The following is a 16,290-nucleotide window of genomic DNA, read 5'->3' on the forward strand; positions in this document are numbered from 1 at the left end:
GAACCTTCGTCCATTAAAAAGTGAATACGCTCTCTGGCGGTCAGCTTACCTTTAGCGTGTTGGGCGTCTATACGTTGTTGTCCGCCACCCACTAAGGCTTGAGCCTTTTTTTCTTCTAATATCTTGAGTTTGTCTTTCATCAGTTATCCATTTGGGACATAACTTCTTCGGTCATCTCCATATTATGAAAAACGTTTTGCACGTCTTCGTCTTCTTCCAATTTGTCTATCAGTTTCAGAACTGATTTAGCCTCTTCCAAGTCTAAGGCTTTGGTGTTGTTAGGAAAGCGTTGTAACTCTGAACTTTCCAACTCTATACTCATGCCTTCCAATTGTTTTTGCATATTACTAAAGTCGGTGAAGTCTGTGGTTACGGTAATAGTGCCTTCATCGTTTTCTAATTCTTCGAGACCAGCATCTATCAGCTCCATTTCCAATTCTTCTAAGTCCATTTCGACCTGACTAGCAGAAAAAGTAAATACGGCTTTTCTATCAAAAATAAATTCGAGTGAGCCGTTAGTTCCTAGATTGCCTTCGCACTTGTTGAAGTAAGAACGCACATTAGCCACCGTACGGTTGTTGTTGTCGGTGGTACACTCTACGAAAACCGCCACACCGTATGGTGCATAGCCTTCTAAACTCATCTCCACATAATTGGCAGAATCTGAGCCCATAGCTTTTTTGATGGCTCTCTCTACATTGTCTTTAGGCATATTTGCCGACTTGGCATTTTGAATGACAGCCCTCAACCTCGAGTTGGTTTCTGGACTAGGACCACCTTCTTTGACAGCAATAGAAATATCTTTTCCTATGCGTGTAAAGGTTTTGGCCATAGCAGACCAACGTTTCATTTTACGTGCTTTTCTAAATTCAAATGCTCTACCCATAAGTAAATGTATTTAAAGGCAAGATATAAAAATTAGTCGTCTAATTTTAAGACGGCCATAAAGGCAGATTGAGGCACTTCAACGCTACCAATCTGTCTCATTTTCTTCTTTCCTTTCTTTTGTTTCTCTAGTAATTTTCGTTTTCTAGTAATATCACCACCATAACATCGAGCGGTGACATCTTTACGCACAGCCTTCACTGTTTCTCTTGAAATAATTTTAGAACCGATAGCCGATTGTATGGCAATATCGAATTGCTGACGCGGAATTAACTCCTTCAGCTTCATGCATATTTTTTTGCCCAATGTATAGGCATTATCACGGTGGATAAGTGCCGACAAGGCATCTACTTGATCGCCGTTTAGCAGTATATCCAACTTGGCTAAGTTAGATTGGCGGTATTCTAAGGGGAAATAATCGAAAGAGGCATAACCTCTAGAGATACTTTTGAGTTTATCATAAAAGTCAAAAACGATTTCTCCCAAGGGCATTTCAAAAGTCAGCTCCACCCTATCGGTAGTCAAATACACTTGATTGGTGAGCACCCCTCTTTTTTCGATACACAAAGACATTACCGCTCCTACAAAATCCGATTTGGTAATGATTTGGGCACGTATAAATGGCTCTTCCACAAAATCCATTGTTGAGGGGTCTGGCAAATCCGATGGATTATGAATAGATAGCTTTTCGCCCCTAGTAGTATAGGCAAAATAAGAAACGTTAGGAACGGTTGTTATGACCGTCATATCAAACTCTCTTTCCAAGCGTTCTTGGATAATTTCCATATGCAACATTCCAAGGAATCCGCACCTAAAACCAAAGCCCAATGCCGCCGATGATTCGGGCTCAAAAGTCAAGGAAGCATCGTTCAACTGCAGTTTTTCCATGGAGTTTCTGAGCTCTTCATAGTCTTCGGTGTCTACTGGGTAAATCCCAGCAAATACCATAGGCTTAACATCTTCAAAACCTTTGACCGGTTCTTGCGATGGATTATCTTTTAGGGTAAGGGTGTCCCCTACTTTGACCTCACGAGCGTCTTTAATACCTGAAATGAGGTAGCCCACCTCGCCTGCAGATAGGGATTTCATAGGCTTTTGTTTCAACTTCAAAGCCCCTATTTCATCGGCAAAATAGGTTCTGCCTGTAGCCATAAATTGCACCTCATCGCCTTTATTTATAGTCCCATTGATTATTTTGAAATAAGCCTCAATCCCTCTGAACGAATTGTAAACAGAATCAAAAATCATAGCTTGTAATGGTGCTTTAGGGTCTCCTTTAGGAGGGGGCACTCTATCGACAATAGCCTCTAGTATATCTTCTATTCCCAAGCCTGTTTTGGCTGATGCAGGGATAATATCTTGGTCTTTACAGCCTATTAAATCTATGATTTGATCTTTGACCACCTCGGGGTCAGCAGATGGCAAATCTATTTTATTCAGAACAGGTATAATCTCCAAATCATTTTCTAAGGCAAGATATAAGTTAGAGATAGTTTGAGCTTGAATACCTTGAGCAGCATCCACAATCAGTAAAGCCCCTTCGCAGGCAGCTATAGAACGTGATACTTCATAAGAAAAATCCACATGGCCGGGAGTGTCTATGAGGTTCAAAATATAGTCTTCGCCATTAAGCTTGTATTCCATTTGTATGGCGTGACTTTTGATAGTAATCCCTCGTTCACGTTCCAAATCCATATCGTCTAACAATTGGTTTTGGGCTTCCCTTTCTGTGACCGTTCCGGTAACCCCTAGCAACCTATCTGCTAGAGTACTTTTGCCGTGGTCGATGTGGGCAATGATGCAAAAATTTCTGATATTTTTCATTACAGCGAAAGTAAGGAAAATTCATAGTGTATGAGATGTCACTAGCTAAGAATTTTTACCTTTGAATAATGAAACATTATTTTGCTACGCTGACGCTACTATTCTGTACACTTTTTGTTTACAGCCAACATTCTAAACTAAACAGCCAATTAGAATTGGGAGGTTTACGAGGCATACAACTGAGTAAATCTTTTCCTATACTCAAATCGGGGGGCATGGCTCAGCTAAATGTCAGCAAAGTCTTAAGCGATTACGTTAGTTTGGGGCTAGGAGTAGCCTACATACAGCTAGAAGAGGAAACATTTACACCCCTATTTATTCATTGTAGAGCCAGTAGGAATAAAAGTGATAATGGGCTGTTTTACAATACGGCGGTTGGCTATTCCCAAGCTACTAATCGAATTTTTGAAGATGCTATAAATAGTCGCTATGTCGGCAAAATGTATTTTTCACCGGGTATGGGCTACCAGTACCGTATCAGCCAAAAATTAGGGCTTACTGCTAGTTTCAATTACATACTACAAAAGGTGGACTTAGAACACTACAATAGCGACAATCAATTGTACCATACCGAATCTTTGACCATTGATTTAATGGGCTTTAAAGTGGGCTTAATCCTCTACTAAATGCGATTAATCATCTTATTTATAGGTATAGTCTGTTGGAGCATCAACACCAATGCACAGCTGCACATCAACGAGATGATGTCGCTTAACAACAACGCTTGGGCAAGCGCTCAGAACAACTACCCCGATTGGATAGAATTATACAATAGCAGCAACGATAGTATCCTACTATCTGACTACTTCCTTTCTGACGATAGGCAAGAAATGGATCAATGGCAATTGCCTAAGCGTTATATTCAAGGGGGTGGGTTTTTTACCGTTTACGCCAGTGGTTTGGATATGGAGATGGACTGTAACTTTAAGATTAGTAGTCAAGGCGAAGCTCTATTTCTCAGCCATTACGCCATGGGTTTGGTAGATTCCTTGCCTGCTGTGCCACTGGATGAAAATCAATCTTTTGGTCGATATCCAGACGGTGCCGAACTTTTGGCAAAACTCCAAAGTCCGACTCCCAACAGCCCCAACGACAGTATATACTTACTATTCAGCAGCTTGTCCTTTTCTCACACTAGCGGTTGGTATGAAAATAGCATCAACCTATCTATAGTGCCGAGCCATAGTGGTGCTCAAATATACTACACTCTTGATGGTGCCGAGCCCACCACCGATGACCTTTTATATACTACAGCTTTGGTGCTAAACGATGCCTCCGAAGAAGACAATATAATTTCCGAAATCCCCACTTCGGAAGAGTGGGAAAGGCCACAAGGAAAGGTCTCTAAAGGACACCTTATTAAGTCAGCTGCCTTTGAAAATGGGCAACGCATTAGCTCCGTATTTACCCATAGTTTTTTCATTAACCCACAGATGGAAAGCCGCTACACTTTTCCTGTGGTTTCACTTTCTACAGCACCAGAAAATCTGTTTGATGATGAAATAGGCATCTATGTAAAGGGACAGAACACCAATTATTACCAAAGAGGCAGAGCATGGGAGCGTCAAGCCCATTTCGAATATTTCGACTTAGAGGGTAAACGACAAGTCAATCAGAAGGTTGGCATACGTACCAATGGAAATATAAGCCGAACATTTCCTCAAAAATCTTTACTGCTATATGCTCGAGGTTCTTATGGTAAATCACGAATTAAATATCCCTTTTTCGAGGGTAAGGAAATGGACTCTTTCAAAAGAATCATACTCCGCTCTGCGAGTTCCAACGACTGGAAAAATACGATGTTCAAAAATGAACTCGCTCAGCGCATCGTTATTGACATGAATTTGGAACACCCCAGCACCCAAGAAGTTATCGTATTTATCAATGGGGAATATTGGGGCATACACCACCTCAATGAACGAACAGATGAGCATTTCATCAGCGATTATTTTGATGAAGACCATATCCATTTATTGACCCACAATGCTCAAGTAGAAGAAGGCGACAACCAAGACTTTCTCAACCTCAAAGGCTATATGAATGAGAATGACATGAGTCTCCATGAGCATTACGACTACATCAGCAGACATATAGATATTGACAATATCATAGACTACTATTGCGCTCAATTGTTTTTGGCTAATACCGACTGGCCACACAATAACGTTAAGTATTGGAAAGCTCAAGACGAGGGCAAATGGCGATGGCTATTTTTTGACTGTGACGAGTGCATGAGCTACGAATATTACAACCTCATGGCAGATTTAATCAACGAAAAAAACAGTAGTCAAGATTTTGATGAATGGTCTGTCTTCATTATGCGCCAACTGTTGAAAAACACTAACTTTAGGGAGCAATTCAGACGACGTTTTGAGCAACTGCTAACAACTACCTTTTTTACACCCAACCTTATGCAACACATTAAGGAAATGGAGAGACTTTACAGTGCAGAAGCCGTAGAACATAGGCTAAGATGGAATGTGCCAGACAATAGCAACGCATGGTTAGAGGCTGTAGAAAGTTTGTATGCTTTTGCTAGTATTCGACCGCATGTCATGCGCCAATTACTGACAGATTATTTGGGCAATCCGTTCAGTATTTATCCTAACCCTACAAACGAAAGTATTAGCATTAGTGTAAGCACCGACATCAATAGTGTGGAAAGCATTACTATACTCAACCAATTGGGGCAGGTGGTTTATCAAATTGAAGGCGGTTGGAATAATCCTATAAGACTAGCAAGATTACAAAAAGGGGTTTATACGGTTCAACTGCGCTTTGAAAATCGCCTATATAATGAACCTTTGATTGTACAATAAGCCGCAGTGCAACCATTCTGATGGACTTAGCCGCTTTTTTTAAGCTGGAATTAATCGTTTTCTTTTGTATATTTGGATTTCCTACTTAAAGTATATCTTATGAAAAAACGTCTAACACTCTATTTTCTTTTGTTTTTCTGTGGTGCATATGCCCAAAAACACATTCAATTAGTCCATGACGGTTACACTTTAGCCGAGATTGAAAAAATAATGGCACGACACTTGGACAGTCTAGGTGTTGAAGATGGCAAAAGAGCGTATAAATCATACAATAGGTGGCATTATAATGCTAGGTTTAAAGTGGATGAAAGAGTAAAATTGGAAGACTCCAGATGCTTATGAGTATTACAAATTCAAGAAAAGATCAGCTGCAAGTTCGCCTGCTCAAAGCATTTCTAATTCAAGTCAGTCGTCTAGTGCAGCAAGTGCTGTTGAGAATTATCCTTGTAATTTTGAATTTCTAGGCCCATCTGATACTCCTCGTAGGGGTGTTAACAAAATTGGTGTTTGGAGGCTCAATTGTATTGCCTTTCACCCTACCCTTGAAAATACGTTTTATGTAGGGGCACGGCATTTGGCGTACAAATAACGGAGGGTATAATTGGAGCAATATCACTGAATTTGTAGAAAACCTAGGGGTCTCTGATATTGAGATTGACCCTAACAACCACGATGTTATTTATTGGTTATCTGGAGACTATGACGGTAGCGATGTGTTTTACACCGCTATATTCAAATCTACTGACGGCGGTAACAGTTGGCAAGAAATAGATTTGAATAATACAATTAACCCCTTATCTCATCAAACATTTTACTCTACTATTTTGGTTTACCCCGACAATAGTAATATAGTGATGGTAGCAATTGGACAGAAAATAACGTTCTAACCATTCATTTACCTGGTTTTTCCCCACATAGTGGGCCTAGTGGCAGAGTAGGCATAAACACTAATCAACCAGACAATACGCTTTCTGTCAATGGAGGAGCCTCAAAATCGGGTGGTGGCTCTTGGCTGACCTATTCAGACCGTAGAGTCAAGAAAAATATTATTACCTACACCAAGGGTATTGATGAGGTTATGCAAATACAACCCGTAAGTTATCACTATAACAGCAAGTCTGGCTATAGTGACACCACCAAACAATACGTTGGGGTTATAGCTCAAGAAATTGAGAAGATATTGCCCAATACGGTTAGCCTATTTGACGATAGTCAAGGGTCAAGTGGCTTGAAAGATAAACGACAATTTGACTCATCAGAAATCATTTGGCTGATGGTAAATGCCATTAAAGAATTAGATCAAAGAAATGTTGCGCTACTACACGAATTAAAAGAGCTGAAAGCTAAAAGAGAAGGCAAATAGGGGTGTAGTCCGCCTAGAAACGAACCCAAATAGTTAATCCCTCAAATACTTCTTATCAACGTAAAAAGTGCCAAAAGGAACGATAGAAGCTAACAAGACGATGAATGTTTCTTTAATACCCCATTGATAATCCTCTCTAAGGAAAAGGGCTAAAACGATGTATGCCATAAACAACAAACCATGAGGCATACCCAATAGTTTGACCCAAGATTCATCGCCACCCCAATATTTTAAAGGAACAGCAATACAGAGTAAAAGGATATAAGAAAACCCTTCTAAAAGGGTAATCAATCGAAAGAACTTTTTCATGAATTCATCTTTGTTATGTACTTGCCAATAATATCAAACTCCAAATTAACTATGCTACCTACCTCCAAATCGTGGAAATTGGTATGCTCAAAAGTATAAGGTATGATAGCTAACGAAAAACGATGTTGTTGTGAATTGACCACCGTTAGGCTCACCCCATTGACACAAACAGAACCTTTCTCCACCGTAATGTGTTGGGAAGGCTCGTATTCAAAGGTGTAAGTGTGCCAACCGTTTTCTTGACCAATGTGTATGCATTTTGCCGTTTGATCGACATGACCTTGAACGATATGGCCGTCAAGCCTATCGCCCAACTTCATACAACGTTCAATATTGACTTTATGCCCTACTGCCAAATGCCCAAGGTTGGTTTTGTCTAAAGTTTCTTTAATGGCGGTAACAGTATACACATCGTCTTGAATAGCCACTACCGTTAGGCAAATACCGTTGTGCGCTACGCTTTGGTCTATCTTAAGCTCCGAAGTAATGGGCGTACGCATAGAAATGTGCAAATTATCTAGCTCTTTTTCTAGTTTTACGACCTCGCCAATATGTTCTATTATCCCTGTAAACATTAGTAATTGATGATTTGTTCTTCTATACCTTGAGGGATTTCTCTAAAGGTATAATCTTGTCTTCTTAATTGGGGTTCAAAACCCGCTTTCCTAATCGATTCTTGAATGCTCTTGTAGGTAAATCGGTGTGGCGCACCGGCTGCCGATACTACATTTTCTTCTATCATAATAGATCCAAAATCGTTGGCTCCACCATGCAAACACAGTTGTGCTGTTTGCTTACCCACCGTTAGCCAAGAGGCTTGTATATTTTTAATGTTAGGCAACATAATTCTGCTAATAGCAATCATACGCAAATATTCGTCACCAGACACATTGTTTTGTATCCCTCTAATTCGCTTTAGCAAAGTGCCATCGTCCATAAAAGGCCAAGGGATAAAGGCTAAAAAGCCATCGGCATCCTTAGGTTTTTCGGACTGCACTTGTCGTATCCATACCAAATGCTCGAAGCGTTCTTCTAAGGTTTCTATGTGTCCAAACATCATCGTTGCTGAAGTGGTAATGTCCAATTGATGACAAGCACGCATAACGTCTAGCCATTCTTGACCGGTACATTTTCCCCTAGAAATAAGTCGTCTGACCCTATCGTTAAGTATTTCTGCCCCAGCGCCCGGTAAACTATCCATACCAGCTTCTTTCAATGCCGTCAAAACTTCTGTGTGGCTTTTGCCTTCTAGCTTACAAATGTGAGCCACTTCTGGTGGTCCTAAGGCATGCAAACGGATTTCGGGATACAGCGCTTTAAGCTCACTAAGTAGGTTGGTGTAAAAATCTAGGCCTAAATCAGGGTGGTGACCACCTTGCAATAACAATTGATCGCCACCATAACGCATGGTTTCTTCTATTTTGGGTTTGTACTGCTCAATAGTCGTGACATAGACTTCATCATGTCCTGGTGGTCTGAAGAAGTTGCAAAATTTGCAGTTGGCAATACAAGCGTTGGTCGTATTGACGTTTCTGTCAATCTGCCAAGTAACCAAACCATCTGGTTTTTGAATTTTTCTTAACTCATTAGCTACCCACATTAAATCTGCTGTAGGAGCGTTTTCAAAGAGATATTGCCCCTCCTCTGCCGATAAAAACTCAAAGGCTAAAGCTCGTTTTAGTAAAGCGTCTATATTCATCTAAATTGTCTAATTTCGCAGGTACAAAAATACGACATTAATTATGGACTTACTCATATCTCTATCAAAACAAATTCCAGATCAGCAATCTTTAATATTAGTGTGTAAATCCTTAGATGATATTAAGAGATTTTCTTTTACTAAAGAAGAAACAAAATACCTAGAAAGCGCTATTGAAAAAGAACAAAATAGCATTCGGTTAAATCGCTATAGTCATCAAATTTTTGTCGTCCTTACAAAAGGTGATTTAGAGAAAATACGACTTGCTGCAAATGCCTTGCACAGCGAGATAAATACACTGAAAATAGAACAGCTAACCGTTGTGGATTATGCTAAAAATAAGGCGGAAGCTCTGGCTTTTGTAGAGGGTTTAGCCTTGAGTAATTATCAGTTTCTAAAATATTTTTCCGAGAAAAAAGAAAACACCCTAAAAGGTATAGACCTTCATTTTGATGGTTCGGCAGATGACATACAGCATTTGCAATCGGTGGTGGACGGTACTTGTGTAGCCAGATCCTTAGTAAATGAACCTTTTTCCTATCTGACGGCACCACAATATAGCAAGGATATAGAACGACTAGGCAAAGAGGCTGGTTTTAGTGTAGAAGTGTTTCACAAAAGTAAGATTGAAGCCCTAAAAATGGGTGGCCTACTAGCCGTCAACAAAGGCAGTATTGACCCCCCTACCTTCAATATTATGGAGTGGAAACCTAAAGGGGCTACCAACAAAAAACCCATAGTATTGGTGGGTAAAGGTATTGTTTACGATACGGGTGGTTTGAGCCTAAAGCCTACCGCCAATTCTATGGATATGATGAAATGCGATATGGGAGGTTCAGCAGCAGTAGTAGGCACAATGTACGCCATCGCTAAAGCTAAACTCAATGTTCATGTCGTAGGCTTAGTACCAGCAACCGATAACCGCCCCTCTGGAAATGCCTATGCTCCAGGCGATGTGATTACTATGCATGACGGCACTAGTGTAGAGGTCTTAAATACCGATGCCGAAGGACGACTTATACTCGCCGATGCTTTGAGTTATGCTAAAAAATATAAACCCGAAATAGTCATCGACCTTGCTACATTGACAGGTGCGGCGGCAAGAGCTATAGGCAAACAAGGCATCGTAGCTATGGGTAACGATAAAGAGACTATGGCGGCACTCAAAGAAAGTGGCGACAGAGTACACGAAAGATTAGCCGAATTTCCTTTCTGGGACGAATACAAAGACGATTTGAAATCGAGTATTGCCGACCTCAAAAACTTGGGTGGTGCCGAAGCTGGAGCCATCACTGCTGGTAAATTTTTAGAGCATTTTACCGATTATCCTTACACCCATTTGGATATTGCTGGACCTGCATTTATGCTTAGTCCGTTCAACTACCGAGGTAGAGGCGGAACAGGGGTTGGCGTTCGCTTATTATTCGATTACCTAAAATATAAATCGGAATGAGTAAGCCCATAAAATTAGGCATATCTATCGGCGACACTAATGGTGTTGGACTAGAGGTTATCTTAAAAAGTTTCAAAGATAAGCGTATGCTAGACTTTTGTACCCCTATCCTATTTGGCGATTATAAATTGGCTATAAAGACCAAAAAACAACTGGGCTTAGACGATGTCTATTTGAATAAAATACAATCTGTTAAAGACTGTAAAAACAAGAAAGTCAATATTATCAACTGTTGGAAAGAAGAGCTTAATCCTACATTGGGCAACAATACTCCAGATGGTGGAAAGTATGCCCTTAAATCCTTAGAATGCGCTAGTCAGTCATTAAAAAATAAGGAAGTCGATGTGCTTGTAACAGCACCTATCAACAAAGAAAACATACAGTCCGATAGCTTTAAATTCCCTGGTCATACCGAATATTTAGAGCATCAATTCGAGGGTAAAGCTCTTATGTTGATGTTGAGCGACGATTTACGAATAGGCCTAGTAACAGGGCATATTCCTATCGAAGAGGTGTCCAAAACTATCCACAAGGATTTAATTGTTGAAAAGCTAATCGCCTTTAACCAAACCTTAAAGCAAGATTTTGGCATACGTAAGCCTAAAATTGCCGTTTTAGGGCTCAATCCCCACGCTGGAGATAATGGACTGCTCGGCAAAGAAGAAGAAAAAACCATTATTCCTGCTCTTCAAAAGGCCCAAGAAGAAGGTCTTTTATCATTCGGCCCTTACCCTGCCGATGGCTTTTTTGGCTCCAACAAATTGAGTGCTTTCGATGGGGTTCTAGCCATGTATCACGACCAAGGACTTGTCCCATTCAAAACATTATCTTTCGGCAATGGCGTGAATTTTACTTCTGGATTAGCCATCATTAGAACATCGCCAGACCATGGCACAGCCTTCGATATTGCAGGACAAAATTTAGCCTCCGAAACATCCTTTATCCAAGCTATTTATAGCGCTTGTGATATCTTCAAAAAACGCCAAGAATGGCACGAGCTAAACAGCAATCCATTGAAGGTACAAGCAAGGAAAGAAAAAACTAGAGAACGCTAGTATTCATTCATTTGTATATCAAATAGTGGAATTAAGGAATTATTATTACATTTGCAGGCTACTTTGAAAAAGTTCTGAATGTATGGTAAGGTCTAAAGATTTTGAAATTCAATTTTCGGCTTTAAAATTAGGCAGCCATCAATTCCAATTTGACATAGTAGATACGTTCTTTACACTGTTCGATTATTCTGAGATAGAAAAAGCACAGATTCGCACTGATGTTACTCTAGTAAAAAAAGCAACTCTATTACAATTAGATTTTGCTTTAAATGGAGAAATAACACTCCCCTGCGATAGATGTACCGACGACTATCAACAAGAAATTAATCAACACTTTGAACTGATTGTTAAGTTTTCAGATATCGTTGAAAATGTAGAAAGTGACGAAATTGTTATTCTCTCTACCAACGAACATACCCTGTCGTTAGCACGATATATTTACGAGTTTGTTCACCTTTCACTACCCTCAAAACGAACACATCAATCCGATCAAGAGTGTAACCCTGAAATGATAGAACAACTAGAACAAATGGGTTGGACAGAAGAAACGAATGAAACAATTGACCCTCGATGGGAAAATTTAAAACGAATAAAGACTAAATAAATTTAGATTATGGCACATCCTAAACGCAAAATCTCTAAAACAAGAAGAGACAAAAGACGCACACATGACAAAGCAGTAGCGCCACAGTTAAGCGTATGTCAAACTACAGGTGAAACTCATCTTCCACACAGAACGCATTGGGTAGACGGTGTACTTTACTACAGAGGTAAAGTAGTAATGGAAAAATAATTTGTATCTCGGATACAATTATCACACTTGTATAAAATATATTTTTATGTAGATTTAAAAAATCTAATTTAGCTTTTTTAAATCTACTTTTATTTTATGACTAAAGTTCGCATTGGTATAGATATAATGGGTGGAGATTTTGCTCCATCAGCGACTATCGAAGGTAGCGTACTGGCACTCCATTCTCTAGCCAATAATGTAGAACTTGTTCTGATTGGTGATGAGAGTATCATTAAAAAAGAGGTCGAAAAACACCAAGTCGACTCCAATAAATTCACTATCGTTCACGCCCCCGACAACATCGAAATGGGCGAACACCCCACCAAAGCACTCGTTAAAAAACCAAATTCAAGTATTGCCGTAGGCTTTCACCTTCTTAAAAAAGGTAAAATAGACGGATTTGCCAGTGCCGGAAATACAGGCGCCATGTTTGTAGGAGGGTATATGTCTGTTAAACCTGTCCCTGGTATTTTACGTCCTTGTATATCTTCTGTACTACCTAAATTAGATGGTGGCGTTAATGTCATACTGGATGTCGGAGCTAATGCCGATTGTAAACCAGATGTGCTATATCAATTTGGTATTCTTGGCTCTTTATTTGCCGAACACGTTTGTGGTGTAGAAAATCCAAGAGTAGGACTGCTCAATATTGGCGAGGAAGAAACCAAAGGTAATATGCTCACGATTGCTGCCCACGAAATGATGAAGGATACAACAGACTTCAACTTTTGTGGTAACATAGAAAGTCGCCACTTATTTGACGATGATTGCGACGTTATCGTTTGCGATGGATTTAGTGGAAACGTCATACTCAAACAAGCCGAGTCGGTATATTCGCTCATCAAAAAAAGAAATATAGAAGACGACTACTTCGATAGATTCAACTACGAAAACTACGGAGGAACGCCTATCCTAGGACTTAACAAAACCGTTGTTATTGGTCATGGTATATCCAATGCCATTGCCATAAAAAACATGATTGTGCTTACTGCCGATGTGGTGGATGCCGATCTGACAACAAAAATTTTAAACAACTTCAATAATGACTAAGCTTAGAGCTGCCATAACAGGCGTTCATGGATACGTACCCGATTACGTATTGACCAATCAAGAATTAGAAACCATGGTGGATACCAATGACGAATGGATAACCACAAGGACAGGTATCAAAGAAAGACGAATTTTAAAAGGCGAAGGCTTGGCCTCTTCCGACTTAGGGGTTGGCGCTATTGAAGGATTACTCGAGAAAAAAGGCATTTCTGCCGAAGAAATAGATTGCATCATTTGTGCTACAGCTACACCAGATATGATGTTCCCGTCTACGGCTTGTATCATAGCCGATAAAATAGGTGCTAAAAATGCGTTCGCCTATGACCTTATGGCGGCCTGTTCAGGCTTCTTGTTTTCTGTTGCTACTGCTGCCAAATACATAGAAACAGGAGCTTACAAAAAAATCATCGTAGTAGGTGCTGATAAAATGTCTTCTATAGTAGATTATACCGACAGACAAACGTGTATCATCTTTGGAGATGGTGCAGGAGCAGTACTTTTAGAACCTAACGAAGAAGGTTTGGGTGTTCACGATTCTATTATGAAAAGTAATGGCGAAGGTCGTCACTACCTCAGAATGACAGGTGGCGGTTCTTATCATCCAGCATCTGAAGAAACCATTAAGAACAAAGAGCACTTCATACACCAAGAAGGACAAACCGTATTTAAGTTTGCCGTAAAAGGTATGGCCGATGTTTCTGGTGAGATAATGGAAAGAAATAATCTAGAAGGCGATGACATTGCATGGCTAGTGCCTCACCAAGCCAACAAAAGAATTATAGATGCTACAGCCAACAGAATGGGTGTAGGAACCGATAAAGTAATGCTGAATATTCAGCGTTATGGGAATACCACAAATGGAACAATACCCTTATGCCTTTGGGAATGGGAAGACAAACTCCATAAAGGAGATAACCTTATCTTAGCTGCCTTTGGTGGTGGGTTTACGTGGGGTTCTATTTATTTAAAATGGGCATACGATAGTAAATAATCTTATCTTTGAAAAAATTGTATTATGGACATTAAAGAAATTCAAGAATTAATAAAGTTTGTTGCCAAATCAGGTGCGACAGAAGTCAATTTGGAAATTGATAATGTGAAAATATCAATTAAATCACCTGCTAAGAAAGGTGCTGTTCCAGAAACGACAATCATCCAGCAAATACCTGTAGCACAAAGCCCAGCAGCAGTAATGCCTGCGGCGGCTCCTGCACCAGCTCCTGCGCCAGTGGCCGAACCAACACCAGCCAAAGCAGCAGAAAGTAAAGATGAAGATAACTATATCACTGTAAAATCTCCTATGATTGGAACATTCTACAGAAAACCATCACCAGATAAAGATACCTTCGTAAATGTTGGTGATACCGTTAAGCCGGGTGATGTGATTTGTGTCATTGAGGCTATGAAGCTATTCAATGAGATTGAATCCGAGATAAGTGGAAAAATAGTCAAAGTATTGGTAGATGACTCTACGCCAGTAGAATATGACCAGCCATTATTTTTAGTCGATCCCTCATAAAACAGTACAATGTTTAAAAAAATATTAATTGCTAATAGAGGCGAGATTGCTCTAAGAGTTATCCGCACCTGCAAAGAAATGGGTGTCAAGACAGTAGCTGTTTATTCTACTGCCGATGCTGAAAGTTTACACGTTAGGTTTGCCGATGAAGCCGTATGCGTAGGGCCAGGCCCCTCTAGCGAATCGTATCTAAACATACCTAACATCATAGCGGCAGCAGAAATAACTAATGCCGATGCTATACACCCAGGCTATGGCTTCCTTTCCGAAAACGCTAAGTTTTCCAAAGTATGCCAAGAGAATGGGATTAAATTTATTGGCGCTTCACCAGAAATGATTGAAGGTATGGGCGATAAAGCCGCCGCTAAAGATACCATGAAGAAGGCCGGAGTACCTACTATTCCAGGTTCTGATGGTCTTATCAAAGATTTTGCCCACTGCAAAAAGTTAGCTAAAGAAATAAAATACCCTATTATGCTAAAAGCTACCGCCGGTGGTGGTGGTAGAGGTATGCGTCTGGTTTGGAAAGAATCCGAGCTAGAAGCAGCATGGGACTCAGCACGACAAGAGTCGGCAGCAGCCTTCGGCAACGACGGTATGTATATGGAGAAATTCATTGAAGACCCTCGACATATAGAGATACAAATTATTGGCGATAGCACAGGCAAAGCTTGTCACCTATCCGAAAGAGATTGCTCCATACAAAGAAGACACCAAAAATTGGTAGAAGAAACACCATCGCCATTCATGACCGAAGAGCTAAGAGAAGCTATGGGTAAAGCCGCTGTACAGGCTGCCGAATCGGTAAAATACGAGGGTGCAGGAACGGTAGAATTCTTAGTTGACAAACACCGTAACTTCTACTTCATGGAGATGAATACCCGTATTCAGGTGGAACACCCCATCACAGAAGAAGTGGTCGATTACGACCTCATCTGTGAACAAATAAAAGTAGCGGCAAGGATTAAAATTTCTGGTAAAAACTACTACCCTCAACTACACGCTATTGAGTGCCGTATTAATGCTGAAGATCCATACAACGACTTTAGACCAAGTCCGGGTAAGATAACCAACTTCCACGCTCCAGGAGGGCACGGAATTCGAATAGATACTCACGTCTATGCCAACTACATTATACCCCCCAATTACGACTCTATGATAGCTAAGCTAATTACAGTAGCTCAGACCCGTGAAGAGGCTATTGCTAAGATGAGAAGAGCATTGGAAGAGTTTGTGATTGAAGGCGTAAAGACAACGATTCCTTTCCACTTGCAATTGATGAAAAACGAGGACTTTATTAATGGCAACTATACCACCAAATTTATGGAGTCGTTTGAACTGAAATAAAAATGACTGTTCTATTTAGTAAAAAGAGCCTAAAAAGGCTCTTTTTTTATGTCTGCTGATGGATTTTCTTAGCTACACACTCCTATAATTAGCAAAGCTAATTTATCCCCTCTCAAGAGGGGGGTGTGGGTAAGTGCTTCCCTCTTGAGAGGGGATAAAGGGGTGTGTTATGCT

18 protein-coding genes are annotated in these 16,290 nt (G+C 40.2%); 13 read left to right on the plus strand and 5 right to left on the minus strand.

Going from position 1 to position 16,290, the window contains the following annotated elements; all coding sequences use genetic code 11:
- Positions 1 to 139 precede the first annotated feature (139 nt).
- Positions 140 to 886, minus strand: coding sequence for a YebC/PmpR family DNA-binding transcriptional regulator (locus P8I29_04455; GenBank protein MDG1917051.1), 747 nt, complete (start codon positions 884 to 886; stop codon positions 140 to 142).
- A gap of 32 nt (positions 887 to 918) precedes the next feature.
- On the minus strand, positions 919 to 2,709 hold the full coding sequence (gene lepA / locus P8I29_04460) for a translation elongation factor 4 (GenBank protein MDG1917052.1): 1,791 nt from the start codon (positions 2,707 to 2,709) through the stop codon (positions 919 to 921).
- A gap of 68 nt (positions 2,710 to 2,777) precedes the next feature.
- On the opposite strand from lepA, the gene P8I29_04465 reads away from it, so the two are divergent.
- The 5 genes from P8I29_04465 (at position 2,778) to P8I29_04485 (ending at position 6,891) form a co-directional block, all read left to right on the plus strand.
- A complete protein-coding gene (locus P8I29_04465; protein MDG1917053.1) occupies positions 2,778 to 3,335 on the plus strand; it encodes a hypothetical protein in 558 nt (185 codons plus the stop codon).
- Positions 3,336 to 5,528, plus strand: coding sequence for a CotH kinase family protein (locus P8I29_04470; GenBank protein ID MDG1917054.1), 2,193 nt, complete (start codon positions 3,336 to 3,338; stop codon positions 5,526 to 5,528).
- Between the two features lie 99 nt (positions 5,529 to 5,627).
- On the plus strand, positions 5,628 to 5,870 hold the full coding sequence (locus P8I29_04475) for a hypothetical protein (GenBank protein ID MDG1917055.1): 243 nt from the start codon (positions 5,628 to 5,630) through the stop codon (positions 5,868 to 5,870).
- Between the two features lie 371 nt (positions 5,871 to 6,241).
- Complete coding sequence (locus tag P8I29_04480) at positions 6,242 to 6,415, plus strand: hypothetical protein (GenBank protein ID MDG1917056.1); 174 nt, start codon at positions 6,242 to 6,244, stop codon at positions 6,413 to 6,415.
- A gap of 125 nt (positions 6,416 to 6,540) precedes the next feature.
- Complete coding sequence (locus P8I29_04485; protein ID MDG1917057.1) at positions 6,541 to 6,891, plus strand: tail fiber domain-containing protein; 351 nt, start codon at positions 6,541 to 6,543, stop codon at positions 6,889 to 6,891.
- Between the two features lie 33 nt (positions 6,892 to 6,924).
- Here the strand turns inward: P8I29_04485 and P8I29_04490 are convergent, their stop codons facing one another.
- From P8I29_04490 to P8I29_04500, 3 genes are read right to left on the minus strand one after another with little or no spacing between them, the layout of a single operon-like run.
- Positions 6,925 to 7,200 carry a DUF3817 domain-containing protein gene (locus P8I29_04490; protein MDG1917058.1) on the minus strand — a complete coding sequence of 92 codons (276 nt, stop codon included), beginning with the start codon at positions 7,198 to 7,200 and terminating at the stop codon, positions 6,925 to 6,927.
- The gene (locus P8I29_04495; protein MDG1917059.1) at positions 7,197 to 7,775 is read right to left on the minus strand and encodes a riboflavin synthase; all 579 of its coding nucleotides are present in this window, start codon (positions 7,773 to 7,775) and stop codon (positions 7,197 to 7,199) included. The genes P8I29_04490 and P8I29_04495 overlap by 4 nt, the downstream gene beginning before the upstream one ends.
- Positions 7,775 to 8,899 carry a CofH family radical SAM protein gene (locus tag P8I29_04500; protein ID MDG1917060.1) on the minus strand — a complete coding sequence of 375 codons (1,125 nt, stop codon included), beginning with the start codon at positions 8,897 to 8,899 and terminating at the stop codon, positions 7,775 to 7,777. Before P8I29_04500 ends, P8I29_04495 begins: the two co-directional genes overlap by 1 nt.
- 43 nt (positions 8,900 to 8,942) lie before the next feature.
- Between P8I29_04500 and P8I29_04505 the strand changes: the two genes are divergently transcribed.
- The 8 genes from P8I29_04505 (at position 8,943) to accC (ending at position 16,116) form a co-directional block, all read left to right on the plus strand.
- The gene (locus tag P8I29_04505; GenBank protein ID MDG1917061.1) at positions 8,943 to 10,352 is read left to right on the plus strand and encodes a leucyl aminopeptidase; all 1,410 of its coding nucleotides are present in this window, start codon (positions 8,943 to 8,945) and stop codon (positions 10,350 to 10,352) included.
- The gene (gene pdxA / locus P8I29_04510; GenBank protein MDG1917062.1) at positions 10,349 to 11,407 is read left to right on the plus strand and encodes a 4-hydroxythreonine-4-phosphate dehydrogenase PdxA; all 1,059 of its coding nucleotides are present in this window, start codon (positions 10,349 to 10,351) and stop codon (positions 11,405 to 11,407) included. The genes P8I29_04505 and pdxA overlap by 4 nt, the downstream gene beginning before the upstream one ends.
- A gap of 82 nt (positions 11,408 to 11,489) precedes the next feature.
- On the plus strand, positions 11,490 to 12,011 hold the full coding sequence (locus tag P8I29_04515) for a DUF177 domain-containing protein (protein MDG1917063.1): 522 nt from the start codon (positions 11,490 to 11,492) through the stop codon (positions 12,009 to 12,011).
- Between the two features lie 9 nt (positions 12,012 to 12,020).
- Complete coding sequence (gene rpmF / locus P8I29_04520; protein MDG1917064.1) at positions 12,021 to 12,200, plus strand: 50S ribosomal protein L32; 180 nt, start codon at positions 12,021 to 12,023, stop codon at positions 12,198 to 12,200.
- A 96-nt stretch (positions 12,201 to 12,296) separates the two neighbouring features.
- Positions 12,297 to 13,250, plus strand: coding sequence for a phosphate acyltransferase PlsX (plsX, locus tag P8I29_04525; GenBank protein MDG1917065.1), 954 nt, complete (start codon positions 12,297 to 12,299; stop codon positions 13,248 to 13,250).
- Complete coding sequence (locus tag P8I29_04530; protein MDG1917066.1) at positions 13,243 to 14,241, plus strand: ketoacyl-ACP synthase III; 999 nt, start codon at positions 13,243 to 13,245, stop codon at positions 14,239 to 14,241. Before plsX ends, P8I29_04530 begins: the two co-directional genes overlap by 8 nt.
- A 24-nt stretch (positions 14,242 to 14,265) precedes the next feature.
- Positions 14,266 to 14,769: an acetyl-CoA carboxylase biotin carboxyl carrier protein gene (gene accB / locus P8I29_04535; GenBank protein MDG1917067.1), complete on the plus strand. Its 504-nt coding sequence runs from the start codon at positions 14,266 to 14,268 to the stop codon at positions 14,767 to 14,769.
- A gap of 9 nt (positions 14,770 to 14,778) precedes the next feature.
- Positions 14,779 to 16,116, plus strand: a complete 1,338-nt coding sequence (gene accC, locus P8I29_04540) for an acetyl-CoA carboxylase biotin carboxylase subunit (protein ID MDG1917068.1) — start codon at positions 14,779 to 14,781, stop codon at positions 16,114 to 16,116.
- Positions 16,117 to 16,290: the final 174 nt, after the last annotated feature.

The sequence above is a fragment of the Flavobacteriales bacterium genome (genome assembly GCA_029248105.1).
In the GTDB taxonomy this organism is placed as follows: domain Bacteria; phylum Bacteroidota; class Bacteroidia; order Flavobacteriales; family UBA7312; genus UBA8444.